This is a genomic window from Mycobacterium sp. PSTR-4-N, assembly GCF_022348085.1.
Classification (GTDB): domain Bacteria; phylum Actinomycetota; class Actinomycetes; order Mycobacteriales; family Mycobacteriaceae; genus Mycobacterium.
The window spans coordinates 594,641-618,043 of the sequence record NZ_JAKRFN010000001.1; the positions used below are offsets into that span (position 1 = coordinate 594,641).

The 23,403-nt window shown below is 68.3% G+C and carries 21 protein-coding genes; 11 read left to right on the plus strand and 10 right to left on the minus strand.

Translation table 11 applies throughout. The features are described 5' to 3' along the window. Positions 1-52: 52 nt before the first annotated feature. The 5 genes from MHN84_RS02835 to MHN84_RS02855 are packed head-to-tail and all read left to right on the plus strand — an operon-like array spanning position 53 to position 5,202. On the plus strand, positions 53-1,045 hold the full coding sequence (locus tag MHN84_RS02835) for an alpha/beta hydrolase (protein ID WP_241203102.1): 993 nt from the start codon (positions 53-55) through the stop codon (positions 1,043-1,045). Next, positions 1,046-1,873 carry an SDR family NAD(P)-dependent oxidoreductase gene (locus MHN84_RS02840; RefSeq protein WP_241203103.1) on the plus strand — a complete coding sequence of 276 codons (828 nt, stop codon included), beginning with the start codon at positions 1,046-1,048 and terminating at the stop codon, positions 1,871-1,873. A 12-nt stretch (positions 1,874-1,885) separates the two neighbouring features. Next, a complete protein-coding gene (locus tag MHN84_RS02845) occupies positions 1,886-2,815 on the plus strand; it encodes a ferritin-like domain-containing protein (RefSeq protein ID WP_241203104.1) in 930 nt (309 codons plus the stop codon). Between the two features lie 3 nt (positions 2,816-2,818). Next, on the plus strand, positions 2,819-4,318 hold the full coding sequence (locus MHN84_RS02850; RefSeq protein WP_241203105.1) for an NAD(P)/FAD-dependent oxidoreductase: 1,500 nt from the start codon (positions 2,819-2,821) through the stop codon (positions 4,316-4,318). 11 nt (positions 4,319-4,329) lie between these two features. Beyond that, positions 4,330-5,202 (plus strand): MerR family transcriptional regulator, encoded by an 873-nt coding sequence (locus tag MHN84_RS02855; protein ID WP_241203106.1) that lies wholly within the window; start codon positions 4,330-4,332, stop codon positions 5,200-5,202. Positions 5,203-5,228: 26 nt separating this feature from the next. Here MHN84_RS02855 and guaA read toward each other — a convergent pair whose 3' ends face one another. The 4 genes from guaA to guaB form a co-directional block, all read right to left on the minus strand. Beyond that, positions 5,229-6,797, minus strand: coding sequence for a glutamine-hydrolyzing GMP synthase (guaA, locus tag MHN84_RS02860; protein ID WP_241203107.1), 1,569 nt, complete (start codon positions 6,795-6,797; stop codon positions 5,229-5,231). 29 nt (positions 6,798-6,826) lie between these two features. Further along, positions 6,827-8,593 carry a GMC family oxidoreductase gene (locus tag MHN84_RS02865; protein WP_241203108.1) on the minus strand — a complete coding sequence of 589 codons (1,767 nt, stop codon included), beginning with the start codon at positions 8,591-8,593 and terminating at the stop codon, positions 6,827-6,829. A 67-nt stretch (positions 8,594-8,660) separates the two neighbouring features. Continuing rightward, on the minus strand, positions 8,661-9,788 hold the full coding sequence (locus tag MHN84_RS02870) for a GuaB3 family IMP dehydrogenase-related protein (protein ID WP_241203109.1): 1,128 nt from the start codon (positions 9,786-9,788) through the stop codon (positions 8,661-8,663). Between the two features lie 42 nt (positions 9,789-9,830). Then, positions 9,831-11,384, minus strand: a complete 1,554-nt coding sequence (guaB, locus tag MHN84_RS02875) for an IMP dehydrogenase (protein WP_241203110.1) — start codon at positions 11,382-11,384, stop codon at positions 9,831-9,833. 160 nt (positions 11,385-11,544) lie between these two features. On the opposite strand from guaB, the gene MHN84_RS02880 reads away from it, so the two are divergent. Next, positions 11,545-11,949, plus strand: a complete 405-nt coding sequence (locus MHN84_RS02880) for a DUF5319 domain-containing protein (protein WP_043406106.1) — start codon at positions 11,545-11,547, stop codon at positions 11,947-11,949. A gap of 19 nt (positions 11,950-11,968) precedes the next feature. Here the strand turns inward: MHN84_RS02880 and MHN84_RS02885 are convergent, their stop codons facing one another. The 3 genes from MHN84_RS02885 to MHN84_RS02895 form a co-directional block, all read right to left on the minus strand. Next, positions 11,969-13,168 carry an anti-sigma-D factor RsdA gene (locus MHN84_RS02885; protein WP_241203111.1) on the minus strand — a complete coding sequence of 400 codons (1,200 nt, stop codon included), beginning with the start codon at positions 13,166-13,168 and terminating at the stop codon, positions 11,969-11,971. After that, positions 13,161-13,739, minus strand: a complete 579-nt coding sequence (locus tag MHN84_RS02890) for a sigma-70 family RNA polymerase sigma factor (RefSeq protein WP_241203112.1) — start codon at positions 13,737-13,739, stop codon at positions 13,161-13,163. Before MHN84_RS02890 ends, MHN84_RS02885 begins: the two co-directional genes overlap by 8 nt. Before the next feature lie 98 nt (positions 13,740-13,837). Further along, the gene (locus MHN84_RS02895; RefSeq protein WP_241203113.1) at positions 13,838-14,641 is read right to left on the minus strand and encodes a hypothetical protein; all 804 of its coding nucleotides are present in this window, start codon (positions 14,639-14,641) and stop codon (positions 13,838-13,840) included. Between the two features lie 392 nt (positions 14,642-15,033). Here MHN84_RS02895 and MHN84_RS02900 point away from each other — a divergent pair, with 392 nt between their 5' ends. The 4 genes from MHN84_RS02900 to MHN84_RS02915 all read left to right on the plus strand — a co-directional run bounded on the left by MHN84_RS02900 (position 15,034) and on the right by MHN84_RS02915 (position 17,328). Continuing rightward, positions 15,034-15,324 (plus strand): WhiB family transcriptional regulator, encoded by a 291-nt coding sequence (locus tag MHN84_RS02900; protein WP_046365189.1) that lies wholly within the window; start codon positions 15,034-15,036, stop codon positions 15,322-15,324. Positions 15,325-15,408: 84 nt separating this feature from the next. Then, complete coding sequence (locus MHN84_RS02905; protein WP_241203114.1) at positions 15,409-16,245, plus strand: SH3-like domain-containing protein; 837 nt, start codon at positions 15,409-15,411, stop codon at positions 16,243-16,245. 79 nt (positions 16,246-16,324) lie between these two features. Further along, positions 16,325-16,987, plus strand: a complete 663-nt coding sequence (gene scnC, locus MHN84_RS02910; RefSeq protein ID WP_241203209.1) for a thiocyanate hydrolase subunit gamma — start codon at positions 16,325-16,327, stop codon at positions 16,985-16,987. A 26-nt stretch (positions 16,988-17,013) separates the two neighbouring features. After that, entirely contained in the window at positions 17,014-17,328 is a 315-nt protein-coding gene (locus tag MHN84_RS02915; protein WP_241203210.1) for a thiocyanate hydrolase, read from the plus strand. Here MHN84_RS02915 and MHN84_RS02920 read toward each other — a convergent pair. Next, on the minus strand, positions 17,325-18,752 hold the full coding sequence (locus tag MHN84_RS02920; RefSeq protein ID WP_241203115.1) for a threonine/serine exporter ThrE family protein: 1,428 nt from the start codon (positions 18,750-18,752) through the stop codon (positions 17,325-17,327). The two genes, MHN84_RS02915 and MHN84_RS02920, sit on opposite strands and share 4 nt — an antisense overlap. A gap of 133 nt (positions 18,753-18,885) precedes the next feature. Here MHN84_RS02920 and MHN84_RS02925 point away from each other — a divergent pair, with 133 nt between their 5' ends. Then, positions 18,886-20,169: a carboxylesterase family protein gene (locus MHN84_RS02925; protein WP_241203116.1), complete on the plus strand. Its 1,284-nt coding sequence runs from the start codon at positions 18,886-18,888 to the stop codon at positions 20,167-20,169. Here the strand turns inward: MHN84_RS02925 and MHN84_RS02930 are convergent. Together MHN84_RS02930 and groL are read right to left on the minus strand one after the other, a co-directional pair. Continuing rightward, entirely contained in the window at positions 20,148-21,680 is a 1,533-nt protein-coding gene (locus MHN84_RS02930) for an adenylate/guanylate cyclase domain-containing protein (protein WP_241203117.1), read from the minus strand. The genes MHN84_RS02925 and MHN84_RS02930 overlap by 22 nt on opposite strands. An 83-nt stretch (positions 21,681-21,763) precedes the next feature. Continuing rightward, a complete protein-coding gene (gene groL, locus MHN84_RS02935; RefSeq protein WP_241203118.1) occupies positions 21,764-23,395 on the minus strand; it encodes a chaperonin GroEL in 1,632 nt (543 codons plus the stop codon). Between the last annotated feature and the right edge of the window lie 8 nt (positions 23,396-23,403).

Genomic DNA, 23,403 nt, shown 5'->3' on the forward strand with positions numbered 1-23,403 from the left:
CGCGACCGTGCCATCGCAAAATAGTGTCATTGACAAATGTCATCATTGGGCGTTGTATCCAACCGTGCTCACCGCCGAACTACCCCACCGCGGCTCCCACCGTTCCCGCCGCGCCGCCGCACTCGCCGGCCTCACCCTGCGTCAGCTCAGCCTGGTCCTCCCGCCCGATCAGCCATGGGGGCTGTGGACCTCCCGGCAGATCGTCGCCCGCCTGATGGACACGTTCGGGCCCTCACTGGCCGGCACCCGGACAGAACCCGTCGACGTCCGCACCTCCGACGGCGAACGTGTGGTCGGCGAATGGGTCTGGGGCCGAGGCGTTCCGCGCGACACCACCCGGGCGATCTACTTCGTCCACGGCAGCGGTTTCGCGCTCTGCTCCACCCGCACGCACCGCCGACTGGTGTCCTGGCTCTCCCGGCTGACCGGAATGGGCGTCTTCAGCATCGACTACCGGCTGGCACCGCGGCACCGATTCCCCACCGCCGCAGACGATGTCCGCCGGGGCTGGGAATGGCTCACCGGTGAGGAGGGCATCGCGCCCGAACGCATGGTGATCGCCGGCGATTCCGCCGGCGGCCACCTCATCACCGACCTCCTGCTCCAGTCCGACATCCGCCACCCCGCGGGCATGGTGTTGATGTCGCCGCTGCTGGATCTCACGTTCGCGTTGGCCCGGTCGCGGGAACGCAGCCGCCCCGACCCCGCGATCCGCTCCCGTGACGCCGCTCGACTGGTCGAGTTGTACTGCCGGGGAATCGAACCCACCCATCCCCGGCTGACACTCGATGTCGCCGGGGGACGAACGCTGCCACCTGCCCTGATCCAGACCGGCGGCGCCGAAATGCTTGCCGCCGATGCCATCGCGCTCGCCGACGGGCTGCGGGCCGCCGGCGGCGAGGCGCATCTGCAGATCTGGCCCGACCAGGTCCACGTCTTCCAGGCCCTGCCACGGCTGACTCCCGAAGCGGTGCCCGCAATGCGCGACGTGGCCGGCTTCATCGCAGACGTCCTCGCCGAGCCCGTGATCGAACAGGCCGGGTAGATGGGCTTCTTCGGCACCAAACGCAGTCATCGCGCCGACGCGGTGATCACCGGCGCGGGCAGCGGCATCGGCGCCGCGTTCGCCACCGAGCTGGCTCGTCGCGGCGGCCGGGTGCTGTGCAGCGACATCGATCTCGACGCCGCCACCGCCACGGCCGAGTTGCTGCGCAGCACCGGAACCGACGCATCGGCGCTCCGGTGCGACGTGACCGACGTCGACGACGTGCACCGCCTCGCCGACGCGGCGCACTCGTTCTTCGGCGGCGCACCCACCGTCGTCATCAACAACGCCGGCGTCGGTGCCGGCGGCGCCCCGATCGGCGAGATCGACCTCGCCGACTGGAGGTGGGTGCTCGGCGTGAACCTGTGGGGTCCGATCCACGGCTGCCACGTGTTCGCGCCGATCCTGCGCGACGCCGGCCGCCCGGCAGGCATCGTCAACGTCGCCTCCGCAGCCGCTTTCGGCGCCGCGCCGGGGATGGCCGCCTACAACGTGAGCAAGGCGGGCACACTGTCGCTGTCGGAGACGCTGTCGGCCGAACTCGCCGGCACCGGCATCACCGTGACGGCACTGTGCCCCACGTTCGTCAAGACCAATATCGTCAGCGCGGGCCGGATATCCGAGACATCCACCCATCTCGCCGACAACCTCATGCGCTGGATCGGCTTCTCGCCCGACCGTGTCGCCCGCATGTGCCTGGACACCCTCGACCGCGGCGGCCTGTACTGCATGCCCCAACCAGAGGCCCGGATCGGCTGGGGCATCAAGCGTTTCACCCCGACGGTGTACACCCGCGCCGCCGGTCTGATCACCCGCGTCACCACCTAGGAGGAGACACCGATGGCACAAGCCACGATGGACATGGACGCCATGCTGGCCAAGATCAAGGACCGGCAGTGGGCACTGGCCGACATCGACTGGGACGCACCGGGCGCCGAGACGATCACCGACGAGATGCGGCCCAAGCTCAAGGCCTTCATGGCCGACCTGTGCTGGATCGAGAACGTCGGAGCCCGCGGGTTCGCCGCGCTGGCCAAGAAGGCTCCCACCCCGACCATCGCCGAGATCTACCGGTACTTCCACGCCGAGGAGCAGCGCCACGCCAATGCCGAACTGGCGCTGATGAAGCGGTGGGGCATGCTCGACGACGGGGAGATGCCGGAACCGAATGTCAACATCCGGCTGGCCATCGACTGGCTCGACACCTACTCCGACGACATGTCGCTGTCGATCCTGGGCACCGTCATCCCGATGCTCGAGGTGGCCCTCGACGGGGCGCTGCTCAAGTTCCTCCTCGAAGAAGTGCACGACCCCGTCTGCCACCAGGTGTTCGAGAAGATCAACAACGACGAATCCCGGCATATCGCCGTCGATTTCGCAGTTCTCGACATGATCGGCCACGGTGATCTGCGCCATCTGCTCGTACAGTTCGTCGGCAACATCGCCTCGCCTGGCCTCATCATGGGCATGATGCTGTACGTCCCGCTGCTCAACCGGATGCGTAACAACATCATCGAGATGGGTCTGCAGCCCGAGAAGCTCTACAACGCCATGAAGCGCTTCCAGACCCTCGGCGAACGCGGCGAAAAGACCTGGCGGGTACCGACATACCAACTGCTCAAGTATCACGGGCGCGCCGTCATCAATCCGCGCAATCCCTACCACTGGCTCGCCAACCCCATGGTGTGGGCATCCGACTACTACCCCAAGATGCTGCTGCGGCCCATCCCCTCCTGGTTCAAAGAGCTCACCCACGAGCCGGCGGCCTGACCCATGGCCCTGACACGCGTACACGACACCCTGATCGTCGGCGCCGGCTTCACGGGGCTGGGCGCGGCCATCAAACTACGGCAGGCAGGTGTCGAGGACATCGCCATCGTCGAACGCGCCGACGAGGTCGGCGGGACCTGGAGGGACAACACCTACCCCGGGGTGGCCTGCGACATCCCCACCATGTTGTATTCGTTCTCGTTCGCCCGTAACCCGGCCTGGTCACGCATGTACCCCTCCGGCGGCGAGATCCGCGATCACATCGAAGCTCTCACCGATCAGCACGGTCTGCGCCGGTTGATCCGATTCGGCACCGAGGTGACCGGCCTGAGCTTCGCCGAGGACACCGGGGTGTGGACGGCAACGGTCGACGGCCGCAGGAAGATCCGAGCGCGAACCGTCGTGCTGGCCTCGGGCCCGCTGGCCGATCACAGCCTGCCCGACATCCGGGGGATCGAGACGTACACGGGCACCAAGATCCACAGCGCCTCGTGGGATCACGGTTTCGAGGTCACCGGTAAGCGGATCGGCGTGATCGGCACGGGCGCCAGCGCCGTGCAGCTCGTTCCCGAACTGGCCAAGGACGCCGCCTTCGTCAAGGTGTTCCAGCGCACTCCCGGCTGGGTACTGCCCCGCCCCGATGTCGGCATCCCCGATTCGATCCAACAGCTGTTCGCCAAAGTACCTGCCGCACAGGAGCTGACGCGCCAAGCATTGTTCTGGGGGCACGAGGCGTGCGCCGCCGCGCTGGTGTGGAACACCCCGCTGACCGGGTTGGTGTCGGTACTGGGTCGCGCACACCTGCGCCTGCGGGTCAAGGATGCGTGGCTGCGCCGCCAGCTCACGCCGGACTTCACCCCCGGGTGCAAGCGGATGCTGATCTCCAACGACTACTACACCGCATTGCAACGGGAGAACTGCAAGCTCATCGACTGGCCGATCGCGACGTTGAGCCCGGTCGGGATCCGCACCAGCGACGGCATCGAACACCACCTCGACGCGATCGTGTTCGCCACCGGTTACGACGTCCACCTGTCCGGACCGCCCTTTCCCGTCACCGGCCTCGGAGGTCGATCACTTCAGCAGGACTGGGCTGCACACGCCGAGGCGCACAAGAGCACCAGCGTGCACGGCTATCCCAACCTGTTCCTGATGACCGGCCCGAACTCCGGGCCCGGCCACAACTCTCTGCTCGTCTACATCGAAGGGCAGATCGATTACGCGGTTGCCGGCATCACCACGATCCTGAAGCAGAACCTGCGCTACCTCGACGTGCGCGCCGATGTGCAGCGCCGCTACAACGCCGGCATCCAGCGGCGGTTGGCCAACACGACGTGGATGTCGGGATGCCGCAGCTGGTATCTGACCGCCGACGGCTTCAACGCGTCGATGTACCCGGGACTGGCGACACAGTATCTTCGACAGATGCGCCAATTCCGGTTCGACGACTACGCCGCGGTGGCACACGGCGCGCGAGTACGCGCCGTGCCCTCCACCGCCTGACCGCGACCGCGATGTCCCAGCCCAGGTCCGGTGGACCGATCCCGACGATCCTGCGACGGATCCGCCGCGGTTCCCGCGACGTCGTCGAGGCCGCGGTGTCCCAGTTGTTCGACGCCGCAGTGCAACCGCACGGTGTCACGGAATCCGGTGAATACCGCATCGACGAATTGGCCCGCCTGGGTGGGACGACGACCCGCAACGTCCGTGTCTACCGGGATCGCGGATTGCTGCACCCGCCGTTGCGGGTCGGCCGGATCGCGCTGTACAACGACACCCACCTCACCCGGCTGCGGCTGATCACGTCTCTGCTCGACCGCGGCTACAACCTGGCCCACGTCAACGAGATGCTCTCGACATGGGAGCAGGGCAAGGACATCGGCGACATGCTCGGGTTGGAGTCGGCGATCGCGGGCAGCTGGGCCACCGAGAAGCCGCAGCGGATGGCACTCGCCGAGGCTCGGGAGACCATCGGCGACGATGCCGCGTTCGATCGCATGGTCTCGCTCGACATCATCCGCGTCGACGGTGAGCACGCCACGGTGGTGCGGCCCACGCTGGTCGCGGCGTTCACCGAGATCCACCGCTACGGCGTGGCGTACGACAAGCTCGTCGACATCCACGAACAGGTGAGCCCGCTGCTGGACCAGATCAGCGCGATCCTCGTGCAGGCCGGCCTCGAGGAGGTCGTCGACAAGATCAATCCGGGCGCCGCGATGCCCGACGACGTCAAGGTCGCCGAACTCATCACCACGCTGGTGCGGTTCCGCACCCAGGCCGTGGGTGCCGTCAGTGCGACACTGGCGTTTTCGATCGAGTCCGCGGTGGAGACCACAGTCGCGACGATGCTCGGCGATCTCATCGAGAAAAGTGCCTCCGGCGACTGATCAAGTGTCGGAAGCCGGACCGACCGTCACTCCCACTCGATGGTGCCCGGCGGCTTGCTGGTGATGTCCAGGACGACCCGATTCACTTCGCGAACTTCGTTGGTGATGCGGGTCGAGATCCGTTCCAGCACCTCGTAGGGCACGCGGGTCCAGTCCGCGGTCATCGCGTCCTCGCTCGACACCGGGCGCAGCACGATCGGGTGCCCGTAGGTGCGGCCGTCGCCTTGCACGCCGACCGAGCGCACGTCGGCGAGCAGCACCACCGGGCACTGCCAGATCTGGTGATCCAGGCCGGCCGAGGTCAGCTCCTCGCGGGCGATCGCGTCGGCGCGGCGCAGCGTGTCCAGCCGGTCCGCGGTGACCTCGCCGACGATCCGGATACCCAGCCCGGGCCCCGGAAAAGGTTGGCGCGCAACGATGTCCTCGGGCAGGCCGAGTTCGCGGCCAACCGCGCGGACCTCGTCCTTGAACAGCAACCGCAGCGGTTCGACGAGCTTGAACTTGAGATCTCCCGGCAGGCCGCCGACATTGTGATGGCTCTTGATGTTCGCGGTGCCGGTGCCGCCGCCCGATTCGACGACGTCGGGATACAGCGTGCCCTGGACCAGGAATTCGACAGTGACATCCGAGCCCTTCGGGCTCTCCAGCGCGTCGCGCACAGCGCCCTCGAACGCCCGGATGAACTCACGGCCGATGATCTTGCGCTTGCCCTCGGGGTTCGTCACTCCCGACAGCGCTTCCAGGAATCGGTCGGCCACGTCGACGGTGACGAGGTTCGCGCCGGTGGCGGCCACGAAGTCGCGCTGCACCTGGGCGCGCTCGCCGGCGCGCAGCAATCCGTGATCGACGAACACACACGTCAGCCGGTCGCCGATGGCGCGTTGCACGAGGGCCGCCGCGACCGCGGAATCCACTCCGCCGGACAGCCCGCAGATGGCCCGTCCGTCGCCGATCTGGGTGCGGACCTGCTCGACGAGCGCGTCGGCGATGTTGGCCGGCGTCCACGTCGCGTCGATGCCGGCGAACTCGTGCAGGAACCGGCTGAGTACCTGCTGGCCGTGCGGACTGTGCATGACCTCCGGGTGGTACTGCACGCCCGCCAATCCGCGCGCCCGGTTCTCGAACGCCGCGACCGGGGCGCCCGAACTGGTGGCCACGACGTCGAACCCGGCCGGAGCCTCGGTGACCGCGTCACCGTGGCTCATCCAGACCGGCTGCCTCGCGGGCAGATCCGAATGCAGCTCTCCGCCCACCACATTGAGCTCGGTGCGGCCGAATTCACTGGTCCCGGTGTGCGCGACCGTGCCACCGAGCGCTTGCGCCATCGCCTGGAAGCCGTAGCAGATGCCGAAGACCGGGATGTCGAGGTCGAACAGCGCCGGGTCGAGCTGCGGTGCACCGTCGGAGTAGACGCTGGCCGGTCCGCCGGAGAGCACGACTGCGCGCGGGTTGCGCGCTTTGATCTCGTCGACGGTCGTGGTGTGCGGGATGACTTCGGAGAACACCCGCGCCTCCCGCACCCGCCGTGCGATGAGCTGGGCGTACTGGGCGCCGAAGTCGACGACCAGTACCGGGCGGGGAGCAGCAGAATCCACCCGAACAGTCTAGTGGGGTGCTTCCAGGGTCAGGCGCCCTGCGCTTCCGCGGTGGTGGGGTCGCGCCGATTGACGGTCTCGGCACTCACGCCCCAGTCCAGAGCGGCGGGTGCGCCTGCGGGGACCACCGGATGCGCGGGCTCGATCGGAGCCAGCTGCCGGTACGGCTCACCCTGGGCGGGCCGCAGATCCTGCTCGCCCTTGTTCGGCCACAGCGAGGCCGCGCGTTCGGCCTGCGCGGTGATCGACAGCGACGGGTTCACACCGAGATTCGCCGAGATCGCCGCACCGTCGACCACCGACAGCGTCGGGTAGTTCCACACCCGGTGGTAGGGGTCGATGACCCCGTGCTCGGGGCTGTCCCCGATCACCGCACCGCCGAGGAAGTGCGCGGTGAGGGGAATGTTGAACAGCTCGCCCCACGTGCCGCCGGCGACACCGTCGATCTTCTTGGCGATGCGCCGCGTCACCTCGTTGCCGACGGGAATCCACGACGGGTTGGGCTCGCCGTGGCCCTGCTTGCTGAGGTAGCGGTGGAAGCCGAACCGGGTGCGCTTGGTGAACGTCGTGATCGAGTTGTCGAGGTTCTGCATGACCAGCGCGATCATGGTGCGCTCGCTCCACCGGCGGGGATTGAGCAGGCGCAGCGTGCCTCTCGGATCCTCGCGGGCGGTGCGGACCAGCTGCTTCCAGCGCGGCACGTCGGTGCCCTCCGGTCCGGCCCCGTCGGTCATCAGGGTCTGCAGCAGACCCATGGCGTTGGACCCCTTGCCGTACCGGCACGGCTCGACGTGGGTGTCGGAGGTCGGGTGGATCGACGACGTGATCGCCACCCCGTGGGTCAGATTCAAGTCGTCGGCGACCCGCAACCGGCCGGCCCCGACGATCGACTCGGAGTTGGTGCGGGTGAGCATGCCGAGGCGATCCGAGAGCTTCGGCAGACGGCCGGTGTCACGCATCTTGAACAGCAGTCGCTGCGTGCCGTAGGTGCCGGCGGCGACGACCACCTGGTTCGCGGTGAACGTGCGACGGGTGCGCCGCACCCAACTGCCGGTGCGCACCGTGCGGACCTGCCATGTGCCGTCGGGGCGCTCGCTGAAGTCGGTGACCGTGGTCATCGGCTCGATGTGTGCGCCGGCCTTCTCGGCCAGCCCGAGGTAGTTCTTGATCAGCGTGTTCTTGGCGCCGAAGCGGCAGCCCGTCATGCACGACCCGCACTCGATGCAGCCGGTGCGCGCCGGCCCGGCGCCGCCGAAGTACGGATCGGGCAGGAGCTGACCGGGCCGCTTCTCACCGTCGGGGCCGAAGAAGACCCCTACCGGCGTCGGCACCCACGTGTCTCGGCAGCCCATGTCCTCGGCGACCTCCTGCATGATGCGGTCGGCGTCGGTCACCGTCGGGTTCGTGACGACGCCGAGCATCCGCTGCGCCTGGTCGTAGTGGGGCAGCAGTTCGGAACGCCAGTCGGTGATGTCGCGCCACTGCGGGTCGTTGAAGAACGGCTCCCTCGGCACGTACAGCGTGTTGGCGTAGTTCAGCGAGCCGCCGCCGACCCCCGCACCCGCGAGGATCATCACGTTGTTGAGCAGGTGGATGCGCTGGATACCGAACATGCCGAAGCGCGGAGCCCACAGGAATCGGCGCAGGTTCCACGACGTCTTGGCGAAGTCGGGATCCTCGTAGCGCTTGCCCGCCTCGAGGACCAGGACCTTGTAGCCCTTCTCGGTAAGTCGCAGCGCGCTCACGCTGCCGCCGAACCCCGAACCGATGATCACGACGTCGTAGTCAGGCTTCATGCCGTCCATTATGCGGCCTCTCGACATGACGGCCAACTTTGTAAAGTGGCCCGCGACACAATGGTGGTCAGACGCCGACGGTCAGACCGACCTTCTGGAACTCCTTGAGATCGCAGTAGCCCGCCTTGGCCATCGACCGCCGCAGGCCGCCGACCAGGTTCAACGCACCGAACGGGTCGTCCGACGGGCCGTTCAACACCTGTTCGAGGGCGGGCCGCTCCCCGGACTCCACCTGCAGCAGCGCGCCGCGCGGCAGTGACGGGTGGGCGGCCGCAGCCGGCCAGAACCAGCCGCCGCCCAGCGCTTCGGCCGCTGACGCGAGCGGGGTGCCGAGCACGACGGCGTCGGCGCCGCAGGCGATGGCCTTGGCCAGCTCACCCGAGGTGTGGATGTCACCGTCGGCGAGCACGTGCACATACCGGCCGCCGGTCTCGTCGAGGTACTCCCGCCGAGCGGCCGCCGCGTCGGCGATCGCGGTGGCCATCGGCACGCTGATGCCGAGCACCTCATCGGACGTCGTGACCCCGGCGGTGGAGCCGTATCCGACGATCACACCGGCGGCGCCGGTGCGCATCAGGTGCAGTGCGGTGCGGTGGTCCAGCACACCGCCCGCGACCACCGGCACGTCGAGCTCGGAGATGAAGGTCTTCAGGTTCAGCGGCTCGCCGTCCGAAGCGACGCGCTCGGCGGAGATGATCGTGCCCTGGATGACCAGCAGGTCGATCCCGGCCGCCACCAGCGTCGGCGTCAACGCCTGCGCGTTCTGCGGCGAGACGCGCACCGCGGTGGTGACGCCGGCCTCCCGAATCCGCGCAACCGCGGCGCCGAGAAGATCGAGATCGATTGGCGCAGAATGCAATTGCTGCAGCAGCCGAACCGACGCCGACGGATCGAACTCCTTGGAAGCGGCCTCGATCACCTCGACGATGCGTGCCTCGACGTCGGCGTGCCTGCCGATCAGACCCTCGCCGTTGAGGATGCCCAGACCACCGAGGCGGCCCAGCTCTATCGCGAACTCAGGGGACACCAGCGCATCGGTCGGGTGGGCCAGCACCGGGATCTCGAACCGGTAGGCGTCGAGCTGCCATGCCGTCGAGACGTCCTTGGACGACCGGGTGCGCCGCGACGGCACGATGTTGATGTCGCCGAGCTCGTAGGTACGGCGCGCGGTTCGGCCCATACCAATCTCGACCATGTCTCGCATGTTGTCCACTCCCCTGTTGATCCCGCGACGACCCTAGCGGGTGGTGTAGTTCGGGGCTTCCACCGTCATCGTGATGTCGTGGGGGTGGCTCTCCTTGAGACCGGCCGCGGTGATCTGCACGAATTGCGCCTGCTGCAGAGCCTCGATGGTGGCCGAGCCGGTGTACCCCATCGCCGCGCGTAGGCCGCCGACGAGCTGATGGATCACCGTGGACAACGGACCGCGGAACGGTACCCGGCCCTCGATCCCCTCGGGCACCAACTTGTCCTCCGACAGCACGTCGTCCTGGAAGTACCGGTCTTTTGAGTAGGAACCGCGCAGGTTGCCACCCGCCCCACGACCCTGCATCGCACCCAGCGAGCCCATGCCGCGGTAGCTCTTGAACTGCTTGCCGTTGACGAAGATCAGCTCACCGGGCGACTCCGAGGTGCCGGCGAGCAGCGAGCCGAGCATCGCCGTCGATGCCCCCGCCGCGAGCGCCTTGGCGATGTCGCCGGAGTACTGCAGTCCCCCGTCGGCGATCACCGGCACGCCGTGCGGCGCACACGCGGCCACGGCTTCGAGGATCGCGGTGATCTGCGGGGCGCCGACGCCGGCGACCACACGCGTGGTGCAGATCGAACCGGGCCCGACGCCGACCTTGACCGCGTCGGCCCCCGCCTCGACCAGCGCTGCGGCGGCCGCCCGCGTCGCGACGTTGCCGCCGACGATCTCGACGCGGTCACCGATGGCGGCCTTGAGCCGGTGCACCATGTCGAGCACCCCGCGGTTGTGGGCGTGGGCGGTGTCGACGATCAGCACGTCCACTCCGGCGTCGGCCAGCGTCATCGCCCGGGTCCACGCGTCCTCGCCGACGCCGACGGCTGCACCGACGAGCAGCCGGCCGTCGCTGTCCTTGGTGGCCAGCGGGAACTGCTCGGTCTTGACGAAGTCCTTCACCGTGATCAGACCGGTCAGCTTGCCGTTGCCGTCGACGATCGGCAGCTTCTCGATCTTGTTGCGGCGCAACAATCCCAGCGCCGCCTCGGCCGAGACGCCCTCCTGCGCGGTGATCAGCGGAGCCTTGGTCATCACTTCCCGGACGGGCTTGGACTGGTCGACCTCGAAACGCATGTCGCGATTGGTGATGATCCCGACGAGGGCGCCGGCGGTGTCGACCACCGGCAGGCCCGAGATGCGAAAGCGCGCGCACATCGCGTCGACCTCGGCGAGCGTGTTGTCCGGAGAGCAGGTGACGGGGTCGGTCACCATGCCGGCCTCGGATCGTTTGACGGTCTCCACGGCCGAGGCCTGCTCGGCGACGGGAAGGTTGCGGTGCAGCACCCCCATCCCGCCGGCACGCGCCATCGCGATCGCCATCCGCGACTCGGTCACGGTGTCCATCGCCGAGCTGACCAGCGGCACCTTCAACCGGATCTTGCGGGTCAGCTGGCTGGACGTGTCCGCCGTGGCGGGAATCACATCGGACGCGGCGGGCAGCAGCAGGACATCGTCGAACGTGAGACCCACCATGGCCACCTTGGTCGGGTCATCACCGCCGGTGGGCACGGGCACGGCCAGGGGAATGCTGCTCTCGGCGATCGACATGGGAGCCTCCATCAACACAACGCGGGACAGGCCATGCGATCGAGAAACGAACGCGACCTGAAAAGCCCATCTTATCGGCATCAAGCTCGGCATTTGTGTTCGCCATGACGTGCCGCGAGAGTGCTGGCGCGATACCCGCAGGGCTGCGTAGTCTTGTGGCGTGCGAGACCACCTGCCGCCAGGATTGCCGCCTGACCCGTTCGCCGACGACCCGAGCGATCCGTCGGCAGCCCTCGATGCGCTCGAGCCGGGGCAGCCGCTGGATCCGCAGGAACGTACCGCCGTGGAGGCCGACCTGGCCGACCTGGCCGTGTATGAGGCGCTGTTGGCGCACAAGGGAATTCGCGGCCTCGTCGTCTGCTGTGACGAATGCCAGCAGGACCACTACCACGATTGGGACATGCTGCGGGCCAACCTGCTCCAGCTGCTCGTCGACGGCACCGTCCGCCCGCACGAACCGGCCTACGACCCCGAGCCGGATTCGTATGTCACCTGGGACTACTGCCGCGGTTACGCCGATGCGTCGCTGAACGAGGCGGCCTCGGAGTCCGACGGCTATCGCTGAGGGCTGAATCTGCCCGTCGTCAGTTGGGCTCCTGCGGCTCGACCGGCAGTGTCGTCGTGGTCGGAACCGCCGGCTCTACCGTGACGGGTGCGCTCGACGGGACCGCGACTGCCGGTGCGGTCGTGCTCGCCGGAGCAACTGACGTCGGAGCCACTGGCGTCGGAGCTACTGACGTCGGAGCCGCCGTGGTCGCCCGCGAGGCTGCCGTCGTCGTCGACTGCGCAACCACGACCGATGTCGTCGTGGTGGGCGTGACCGCCGCTGTGGTCGACGGCGAGGTCGTCGAGGACGGGGCGGCAGTCGTACGCGGGGTCGTCGACGACGGGGCCGGGACGGCCGTGCTCGACGGGGTCGCCTCCAGCGGCGACGACGGCGTGGCCGACGGGGTGGCCGAGGGCTGGGTCGCATCAGTGCTCGACGACGGGGCCCCTCCCGAGGTCGTCACCGAGGTCGTGTTCGACGGGGAGGTCGCCGAGGTCGTGTTCGACGGAGAGGTCACCGACGACGTGTCCGACGGAGAGGTCACCGACGACGTCTCCGTCGGCGAGGACGGCAGGACGGCATTCGGATCGACACTGACGGCGGGGAAGGTGGGCAGCGGCACACCCGGCGCCACGGTCGCGGCGGGATCCTGTGCCTCGACCTTGACCGTCAACTCCTGCCACTGGGACACCAGCTCGGCTTTGCGCTGATCGTCGCCGACCGTCGCGACCGTCGTGGTGACCGCCTCGAGCTTGGCCTGGGCACCCTGCCAGTCGCCCTGCTCGATCAGCTTCTGTACCTGCTGCATCTCGGTCTGCGCGGCCAGGGCGACCGCGTCGTCGCGCGTCTGTTCCTGTCCGCCGAACAGCACGGTGCGCAGACCGTAGAGCGCATCACCCGGGCCGGAGCCTGCGATCACGGCGCCGAACCCACCGAGGCACAGCACCGCGGCCGCGGCCGAACCGACCACGGCCAGCGACAGACGGCGCCGGCGACCGGGCGAATTCACCCGATCGAGGGCTGCGACGGCGTCCTGCATCGTCAGCACGTCGTTCATCGGTGTCTCGCGCACGTCGTCGCGCCAGCCGGCCAGCAAGCGGGCCAGTTCGGCCTCGCCGCGGTCGGTCGCGTAGGTCGGTTGCTGACCGGCCAATGCGTCGAGGAACTGGTCGGTGCGGTTGATCTCGTTCAGCGACGGATCCCCACCACTGTTGTTCCAGCGTCCGAAGTCAGGCATGGTCACGTCCCGTCGCCATGATCTCCGTCTTGAGTCGAGACAGCGCACGGTGCTGGGCCACCCGGACCGCACCCGCCGTGCTGCCGACCGCCTCGGCGGTCTCTTCGGCACTCATGCCGACGACGACGCGCAGGATGAGGATCTCGCGCTGCTTCTCGGGAAGGATCTGCAGGAGGGCGTTCATCCTGGCCGACGACTCGGAGTCGATGGCCATCTGCTCGGGACCGGCCTCACCGGCGAAGCGTTCCGGCACCACCTCCATCGGGTCGGCCCGGTTTCGTCCGGCGGCCCGATGTGCGTCGGCAACCTTGTGCGCTGCGATGCCGTACACGAAGGCCAGAAACGGTCGTCCCTGATCCTTGTACCGCGGCAGCGCCGTGATGGCAGCCAAGCACACCTCCTGAGCAACGTCATCAGCTGACAGACCGCTGCGTTCCGCGGTTCCCACCCGTGCCCGGCAGTACCGGACGACGAGGGGGCGGATGGTCTCCAGCACCTCCCGGAGTGCATCCCGGTTGCCGGCGATGGCTTCTGCCACGACAGCATCGAGACGTTCTCCCGAAATTGTCATCGTGAGCAGGCTCTCCAGCGTTACGTCGGGGACACCGGATTCAGGTGTCGGTTGTGTGGCTCAGCTAAACAATAACGACCGCTCGGGGCGCAACCCCGTTAGCGCGAGCGCCACACGCCGCCACGTCTGATCACGGTTTCGGCGCAACTGGAGCGAACGTCTGTGATCTCGCGTTCGGGGAAGTCCACGCTTCCGATGCCCGCCAGCAGCGACGCAGCCGCCCAGCGCAGCGGGACCAGCCCGTGCTCCGCGGTGTGCGACAGGACGCGATCGCCGTCTCGGCGGGCCGCGTCGATGTCACCGGTTGCGCAGTGCGCCGCGGCCCGCACGAGGAGCGACTTGATGCGGTGCCGCACCGACGGGATCCGGCCTGCCAGCTCGACTGCTCGTTGCGCGTGGTCGAGGGCGGCGGCGTCACCCCGTGCCATCGCGAGCTCGGCCGACACCCATGCCAGCCGGATCGGTAGGCGCGCAGACCGCGCGGTCGGTAGGACCTCGGCCGCTCGCACGAGCGCCCGTTCAGATGCTGCGAACCGGCCGACGCCCAGAGCGTCGGCGGCCAGCCCGATCAGTGCGTCCGCCCCCGCATCACCGGTTCCGTCCGACCGGCCCCATGCCGCACCGTCGAGCGAGCGGGCCCGTTTGTGCCAGCCGAGCTGACGCAGAAACGAACCTCGGGTGCTCAGCGCGAGTGAGGCGAGCGGCCCGCGGTCCACGGCGCGCAGTAGCTGATCGAGGTCGGCCACCGCGGCGGCGTAGCGGCCTTGTCCGCCGGCAGCGACGGCACGCAGCCACCGCTCCTCGGGGGTGGTCGCAGCCGGCAGCGGCCACACGCCGGGATTGCTGCCGAACGCCGCCGAATTCAGTCCGGTGTCCCATCCGGTGTCCGTGTCGGAGCCCATGTCGAGAGCCGACGTTATCAACTCCGGCGAATCTGATACGGCCGTCAGTTAACAGTTCATGCTCGTCTTGTTACGAACAGGAAAACTGGTCGACGGGTGTCGAGTTCCGTTCTCGCAACGTGACATTAACTGACCGGGCCAAATGACGCCGAAATGGGCGGTGGGCCCGAAGCGCCTATCACCTCAGTCGTTGCGAAGGATTACCACCGATGAACGTGATGTTAATTCTGGGCCTGGCCCTATGCGCTTTCGCACAGGGGCGGCTATTGACGGAAAATCCGAAGCCCTTCTACGTTGTGTGCACGAGTGGTCATCGGCGACTGTGCTCGGATTCGTTCCACGACTGACGCATCCACGAGTGAGAAAAGGGATGTGCAGAGAGGGGTTTCGCAGTGCCACAGCCGCAGCAGCTTCCCGGTCCGAACGCCGACATCTGGGATTGGCAGATGCAGGGTCTTTGCCGGGGTGTCGATTCCGCGATGTTCTTCCATCCCGACGGCGAGCGTGGTCGCGCCCGTGCACAGCGCGAGATGCGCGCCAAGGAGATGTGCCGCAGTTGCCCTGTGATCACGCAGTGCCGTTCGCACGCGCTTGCTGTGGGTGAGCCCTACGGCATCTGGGGCGGTTTGAGTGAATCCGAGCGCGAACTCCTGCTGAAGCGGGGCATTCGCCGCTCGGCCTGATCGACCCGAAACCACCCGGGGCCGGGTGGGCCGAGGTTAGGCTCGGACCGCCAGGCAACGTCGCCACCCTGGGGGTCGCAAGGGATGAGTACTGCCGCCGAGCGCGCCGCGCAGCTCGAGTTGGTGGCGCGGCTGAAGTCCGCGTTCCCTGAACTGCCCGACGCTCCCCCGCCCGATCTGCTCGATGCGGCGCGAATCAAGGCCTATCTCAAGCCAGTTCACGACGTCGGCGGCGAACCCGACGCGCCGATGAAGTACGAGAACAAGCAGTACGAGCAGTGGGAAGAGCTCACCTACGTCATGTGCGAGGTGCTCGCCGCACGGGGTATCTGGCTGTCCGAGGAACGCCGCCGCATCGGCAACGTCGACGTGGGCCGCGCCGAGTATTTGGGGCTGCCCTACTACGGTCGGTGGCTGCTCGCCGTGGCCCGGGTGCTCGTCGAAAAGCACCACATCAGCCTCGGTGAGCTCAGCGAGCGCATGGCCGAGGTCGCGCAGCGCTACGCCGGTGGATTGGCGGGACGCACGCCGGAGGCACAACCGAAATCGCACGGCGACGGCGCCGGAGTCGCCCGCAACGCCCACCACCGGCACGCCGTCGGCAAGGGTGACCCTCAGGTCTACGCCGGACAGGCCGGACCGCCGCGCTTCGCCGTCGGCGATCAGGTCGTCGTGCGCGACCTGCCGGTGATCTTCTACACCCGCACGCCCGAGTACGTGCGCGGCGCATCCGGGCGCATCGCCACCGTGGCCTACGAGAGTCCGGCGGCCGAGGACGAGACCTGGGACCGCCCCGACGCCCGCCCCGAGTGGTTCTACGTCGTCGAGTTCATCCAGAGCGAGCTCTGGGACGGCTACACCGGCACCGCCTCGGACACGTTGCGCACCGAGTTGCCCGAGCGTTGGCTGGCGCCGCGCTGAATTGCTCTGTCCGAGAAGGGAATCGACCGTGCCGCATGACCACTCGCATGATCACGATCACGACCGGACCGTCAAGCCGATGGTCGACGAGATCACCGATTTCGAGGTGCTCGAGATCGCGCTGCGCGAGCTCTGCATCGAAAAGGGCATCTTCACCGCGGAGGACCACCGGCGGTTCACCGAGTTCGCCGAGCAGATCGGTCCGACACCGGCCGCGCGGCTGGTGGCCCGGGCATGGCTGGATCCGGATTTCAGGGAGCTCGCGCTGACCGAACCCATGTCGGCCAGCAAGGCGGTCGGGGTCGACTGGATGGAACCGACCGGCTTCGGAACACCCAGCGATTTCACCGCTTTCGAGATCCTGGCGGATTCTCCCGGGGTGCACCACGTCATCGTGTGCGCGCTGTGTTCGTGCTATCCCCGGCCGATCCTGGGGAACTCGCCCGAGTGGTATCGCACCCCCAACTATCGCCGTCGGCTGGTGCGCTGGCCCCGTCAGGTCCTCGCCGAGTTCGGGTTGTACCTCCCCGACGACGTCGAGGTCCGCGTGCAGGATTCCAACCAGAAGCACCGCTTCATGGTGATGCCGATGCGTCCGGCAGGCACCGACGGGTGGACCGAAGATCAGCTCGCCGAGATCGTCACCCGCGACTGCCTGATCGGTGTCGCGCTGCCCAAACCGGGCGTGACCACCAACGTCGTCACCGCTACCCGGCCCGCGCTGCACCCGATCGCGGAGTGACGGTGGACGGTTCGGTACTGCGCCAGATGGTGGACAGCGACCACGTGTGGCCGCGGGTGGCGGCCAAGTACGGCGTGGACAACCCGGTGCCGCCGTGGAAGACCAGCCTCGACGGGTTGTGCGACGCGCTGGACCACGCGGCGGATGAGGCCGACGTGCCGACGTTCCAGGAACGCCGGGACGAGGAGGACGCGTTGGTGGCGAGCACCTACTCGGATCTGCCCTACCCGGAGAACCAGCTCGTCGCTCTCGCGCATTCGTTGATGGCGCGTGGGGTGATCTCGGAGGCGGACCTGCAGCAGCGGATGGCCGCCGTGCGGGCCCGCCTGGAGGCCACCTAGTCCGCGGAGCTCAGCGGCGAGCGTCCCGGCAGCTTCAAGCTCCTGTTCGTGCGCCGGGCCTGAAGCCGCCGGCGGCGGACCTTCCACGAGCTCCACTCGCCGAGCGTCACACCCGCGGCCAGCGCGGTGCCGATGGCGAAAGCACCCAGCACCGACGCGAAACCGACGGCGCTCTGGTCGTTGAGGATCGCGTAGATGCCGTGCAGCAGGGACAGACCCGGCAGCAGGGGCACGATGCCCGCGATCGAGACGACCATGGGCGGCGCCAGGTTGCGACGTTCCATCAGCCGTCCGACCAGTCCGATCGGCACGGCTGCCACGAACGAGGCCACCACGGCTCCCAGGCCCGCACCCTGGGCGAGCAGGAACGCGATGGTGCCGGCCGCCCCACCGAACGCGGCCGCGATGGCAGCCGACCGTTCGGCGTAGCAGGCCAGCGCGTAGGCCGCCGCGCTCGCAGCACCGAACGCGACGCGGGCGGGGAACTCGGCCAGTGCCGGCGGCGCGTGCGCGTCGATGGCCACGAACGGCGCACCGAAGCGGTTGGCGAGATGCAGCACCAGCGCCACACCGGCGATCGTCGCTCCCGTCATCATCACCAGCTCGAAGAAGCGTCCGGCCGCGGTGACCGGCGCTCCGCTGATCACGTCGCCGACCGACCCCACCAGTGACAGCCCGGCGAGCAGCACGACCAGGCCGGCGGCGATGGCGATGCTCGGCTCGAAGTGCAGACCCAGTCGGGGGGTGAGCCAGTACAGGATGATCGGCGGCGCGGCGGCGATCATCCCGCCCACCGCGTACTGGAAGAAGAACGGCAGCCCGTGCCGGTTGAGCCGGCGGTTCACCCGGTCGATCGTCATGGTGCTCAGCGCACTGATCACACAGCCGAGCCAGCCCGCGCCGAGCGTGCCCGCGGTCGCGAAGGCCAGCGCGCCCCACGCCAGGGTGGCGATCCACCGGCGGTACGGGTGCGGAGCGATGATGATCTCGTCGAGTTCGGCGCGGGCATCGGTCGGCGAGATCTCGCCGGCGCGGATCTTGGCGATCAATCGGTCCACGGCCGCCAGCCGGCTGAAGTCGATGGACCGGGACTGCACGATGTGCAGCGTGCTGACCGGCGACGACGGTCCGCGGTAGGCGGCGATGTGGATCGTGGTGTTGATGACATCGACCTCACAGCGTTCGACGCCGTAGGCCGACGTGATCGCGGTGACCTGATCCATGGTGGCGGTGGCGGGGGTGCCGGACGCCATCAGGATGGCGCCGATGTTGCCCGCCAGGTCGAGCACCTCGCCGACGCGGGCGTAGTAGGCCTCGTCGATATCCGCGTGCGCGGCCGGGAGCCGCGGCATGGCGCCGGTCGGCGGGTCGGTCTCCCGCACCATTCGGCTCAGAAGCCCGCGCTGACGTGACTGCGCGCCCACGGCCGTACCCTCCTGCTTCGTCGGATTCGCTCAGCCGTCGAAAGGTCATGAGCAAAATTCATTTTACTCATGGCACGCCCGTTGACCAGGGGCTGTCAGGGTGAGCGTGGGCACACCGCCCTAGGGTGGAGATGTGTCCACGCGTCTGATCTCCTCGACGGGCGGCCGGCTGCTGGTCGAAGAGGTCGACGGTCTGATCCAGGCCCGCGGAGTGCCGTACGCGACTGCCGAACGGTTCGCGCCACCCATCCCCGTGCCGGCATGTCCTGACGTCGTCGACGCCACAACGCGGGGTCCCGCCTGCCCGCAACTCCCCTCGCGGCTCGCCTTCGTCACCGGGCCGGTGGTCGACGGACTCCCGATGAGCGAGCGGTGCCAGGTCCTGAGCGTCACCGCGCCGGCCGACGCAGCGGGCCTGCCGGTGATGGTGTGGTTCCACGGCGGGGCCTACGTGTCGGGAAGTGGCGAGGCCGCCATCTACGACCCTGACGATCTGGTGCGTGATGGCGGCGTGGTCGTCGTGCGGGTGAGCTACCGGCTCGGCATCCTGGGCTTCCTCGACCTCGCCGACTCCGACTGCGACAACCTCGGGTTGCGGGATCAGATCGCCGCACTGCGGTGGGTGCAGGACAACATCGCCGCGTTCGGCGGCGACCCCCGCCGCGTCACGGTGTTCGGCCAGTCCGCGGGCGGCTATTCGGCGCTGGCGCTGATGATGTGCCCGGAGACCGAGACGCTGTTCTCGCGGGCCATCCTGCAGAGCGCGCCCCTGGGGATTCACGGTGTCGATCGCACCGCGATGGTCACGGCCATGCGCGAGGCTGCCGTGGCACGGTTGAGGGGCGTCACGCCCGGCGGTGCCGACATCGACCTGCTACTGGAGGCGCAAGTGGCAGCCCTCAATGCTGCCGCGCCGTTCGGCATGGTCGGCAAGATGCCGTTCGGGCCGACGGTGAGCATGCCGCCGGTGGCTGCGGCGACGACGGCGGCGGCCCCGCGCGTCGACATCCTGGTCGGATACACCCGCGACGACGCGCTGCCATTCGTGCTGCTCGATCCGCGCGGCGCTCGGCTACGCCGGCTGGGCCCGGTCGGCGGTGCGGCCGCGTCGGCGGCGGGACGGGCGCTCACCCGGCGGGCGTTCGGCGCGCCCGCGATCGCGCTCGCCCACTCGTGGCGCGCAGCCGGCGGTCGTGCACAGACGTACCGCGTCGACTGGACACCCGGCCCGCTGGGCGCGTGCCACTGCATCGAGCTGCCGCTGCTGTTCGGGTCTCGCGAAACCTGGTCGGACGCACCGATGTTGGGCGATGACGGCGTCGACGAGGAGTTGGCTGTCCGTGTTCGCGCGCAGTGGAGCGCGTTCGCCCACGGCCGAGTGCGCGAAGATCGTGATCAGCTCTCGGACCGCCGCTGACCGCCCTGCGTAGGGTCCAGACCGAATACCGCAGTGGGGGCCGACTTGCCCTTGAGGGCATGCGATCCACGATCGATCAAGTGGGCTGGGCGAGAGGCCATCGCTTGGACGGTCCGCTCGGTGAGGAGGATGGGGTCGCCGGTTGTCTTGGTGAGTTGTTCGACGCGGGCAGCGACGTTCGTCGTGTCGCCGATCAGCGTGAATTCGAGATGGTGGCCACCGCCGATGGTGCCGGCGATCACCGTGCCGGTGTTGATCCCGATTCCGATCCGCAGCTCACCGTCGAAGCGACGGGCGACGAGGCGGTGGATCTGCACAGCGGCGCTGACCGCGGCGTCGGCATGGTGAGCGAGATCGTTGGGCGCGCCGAAGACGGCCATCGCACCGTCACCGAGGAACTTGTTCACGTGCCCACCGGCATCGACGACTGCCGGCACCACGATCTCGAACAGGGCGTTGAGTCGAGCGACGGTGTCTTCGGCGGTGTTCTGCTCGGCGAACGGCGTGAAGTCCCGGATGTCGACGAACATCATGGTGACCTCGCGCCGTTCGCCCGTGAACACGTCATCACCCTGCTCGAGCAACCGCGCGGCGAGAACCGGGTCGACGTACGCCCCGAAGGCGGCCTGAAGTCGTTGCCGCTCAGCCAGTCCCGCCTGCATGCGGTTGAACGACGCCGCCAGCACTCCGAGATCGTCATCCTGCACCACCGGTACCCGCATGCCGTAGTCGCCGGCAGTGACCCGTTCGGTTCCCTCGGTGAGATCGCGGATCGGCCGCATCGACGGCGAGAAACCGACGCCCACGACCATCGGGATTCCGAACCCGACGGTCATCGCAGCGCCGACACCGAGGAACAGCAACGGCGCTGGACTGGCCCCGATGATCGCGGCTCCCAACATCGCGCCCTCGACGGAGAAGATGAACGCAGTTCCCAGCACCGTCATGCTCGACCACCAGGCGATCGTCGGTCGGGCGCGGGGTAGGGAGTCACCGATATTCGTGTTTCCGGCAATCGCGAGTCGCGCCGGTCGAGCCGTCGCCTCCAACATGCTGTGCACGCTGATGAGGTACGTGGCGGTTCCGACCGCGGCGCCGAGCAGTCCGTACTGCGCCAGGCGTGGTCCATCCGCTCCCACGAACACAGCGACGACCACCGACATCACGGCGAACCCGACCGCACCCAGCCACACGGCGCGCAGAGCCGCGCTCCGGGCGAAGGTGTAGGTGGCCTCCAACGCTGTCGCCCGATCGACGTCGTGGCCATCCGCCCATCGCTCGACAGGGCGGTAGCTCTTGCGATCGGCGACCCCGGCGTATGCATTGATCCCCAGCAGAACGGCCAGGGTCACGACGACGGCCTCGACATAGTGGCGGGAGTGTTCGAGACCGACGATGAGAAACGAAAAGAAGAGGTAGATCGGCAGTCCCGCCGGCACGACCACGGCAAGCCCCGCCCAGCGGTGTCTCGCCCCGAATCGGTCCCAGGCCCACTGCCAGATGCGGTCCATGACCGAGATTAAGGCTGGCGCAGCCACCGTGGTACCAAAACACCCCCGGCCCAACGGACCGGGGGTGTTTCTGGCGCTACGTCCTAGTGGTGGTGATGACCGTGGCCGTGGCTGTGGCCATGACCGTCGTCCTGAGGCTCCGCCGGCTTGTCGACGACGGCGGTCTCGGTGGTGAGCACCATGCGCGCCACCGACGCCGCGTTGACGACGGCGGACCGGGTCACCTTGACCGGGTCGACGACACCCTGGGCGATCAGATCGCCGTACTCCAGTGTCGCGGCGTTGAAGCCCTGTCCCGCAGGCAGTTCCGCCACTTTGTTGACGACGACCGAACCGTCCAGACCGGCGTTGGTGGCGATCCAGTACAGCGGCGAGGAGAGCGCGGCCGCGAACACGCCGACGCCGAGCGCCTCGTCACCGCTCAGTTCCGTACGCAGCGAGTCGAGGGCGCTACGAGCCTGGACCAGCGCGGCTCCGCCACCGACGACGATGCCCTCTTCGACGGCTGCCTTGGCAGCTGCCACGGCGTCCTCGACGGCTTCCTTGCGCTTCTTGAGGTCGGTCTCGGTGGCCGCACCGACCTTGATGACCGCGACGCCACCGGCGAGCTTCGCCAGGCGCTCCTCGAGCTTCTCCCGATCCCAGTCGGAATCGGAAGCCTCGATCTCCGAACGCAACTGCGCCTTGCGGCCCTCGATGGCGTCCTGGGTGCCGCCACCGTCGACGATCACGGTGCTGTCCTTGCTGACGACGACACGGCGCGCGGTGCCGAGCACCTCGAGGCCGACGTCGCGCAGCACCAGACCCACGTCGGGGTTGACGACCTGACCGCCGGTCACGACCGCGAGATCATCGAGGAAGGCCTTGCGACGGTCCCCGAAGAACGGCGCCTTGACGGCGACGGCCTTGAGCGTCTTGCGGATCGCGTTCACGACCAGCGTCGACAGCGCTTCACCCTCGACGTCTTCGGCGACGATCAGGAGCGGCTTGCCGGCCTCTGCGACCTTCTCCAGCAGCGGCAGCAGGTCGGGGAGCGAGCTGATCTTCTCGCGGTGCAGCAGCACCAGTGCGTCTTCGAGAACCGCTTCCTGGCTGTCGAAGTCGGTGACGAAGTAGGCCGAGATGAAGCCCTTGTCGAAGCCGACGCCTTCGGTGACCTCGAGCTCGGTGTTCAGCGTCGAGGACTCCTCGACGGTGACGACGCCGTCGGTCCCCACCTTGGTCATGGCCTCGCCGACCAGCTCGCCGACCAGTTCGTCACGCGAGGAGACGGTGGCGACCTGAGCGATGGACTTCTTGTCCTTGACGGGGGTGGCGGCGGCCAGCAGCGCCTCGGACACGGCGTCGGCGGCCTTGCTGATGCCCGAGCCGAGGGCGATGGGGTTGGCGCCCGCCGCCACGTTGCGCAGACCGGCCTTCACCATGGCCTGGGCCAACACAGTGGCAGTCGTGGTGCCGTCCCCGGCGATGTCGTTGGTCTTGGTGGCGACCGACTTGACGAGCTGGGCGCCGAGGTTCTCGAACGGATCCTCGAGGTCGATGTCACGGGCGATCGTGACGCCGTCGTTGGTGACCGTCGGGCCACCGAAAGCCTTGGCGAGCACGACGTGGCGGCCGCGCGGGCCCAACGTCACCTTCACCGCGTCGGCGAGCTTGTCGACGCCGACTTCCATGGCGCGACGCGCGGTCTCGTTGAATTCGATTTGCTTGCTCATAAGTTTCT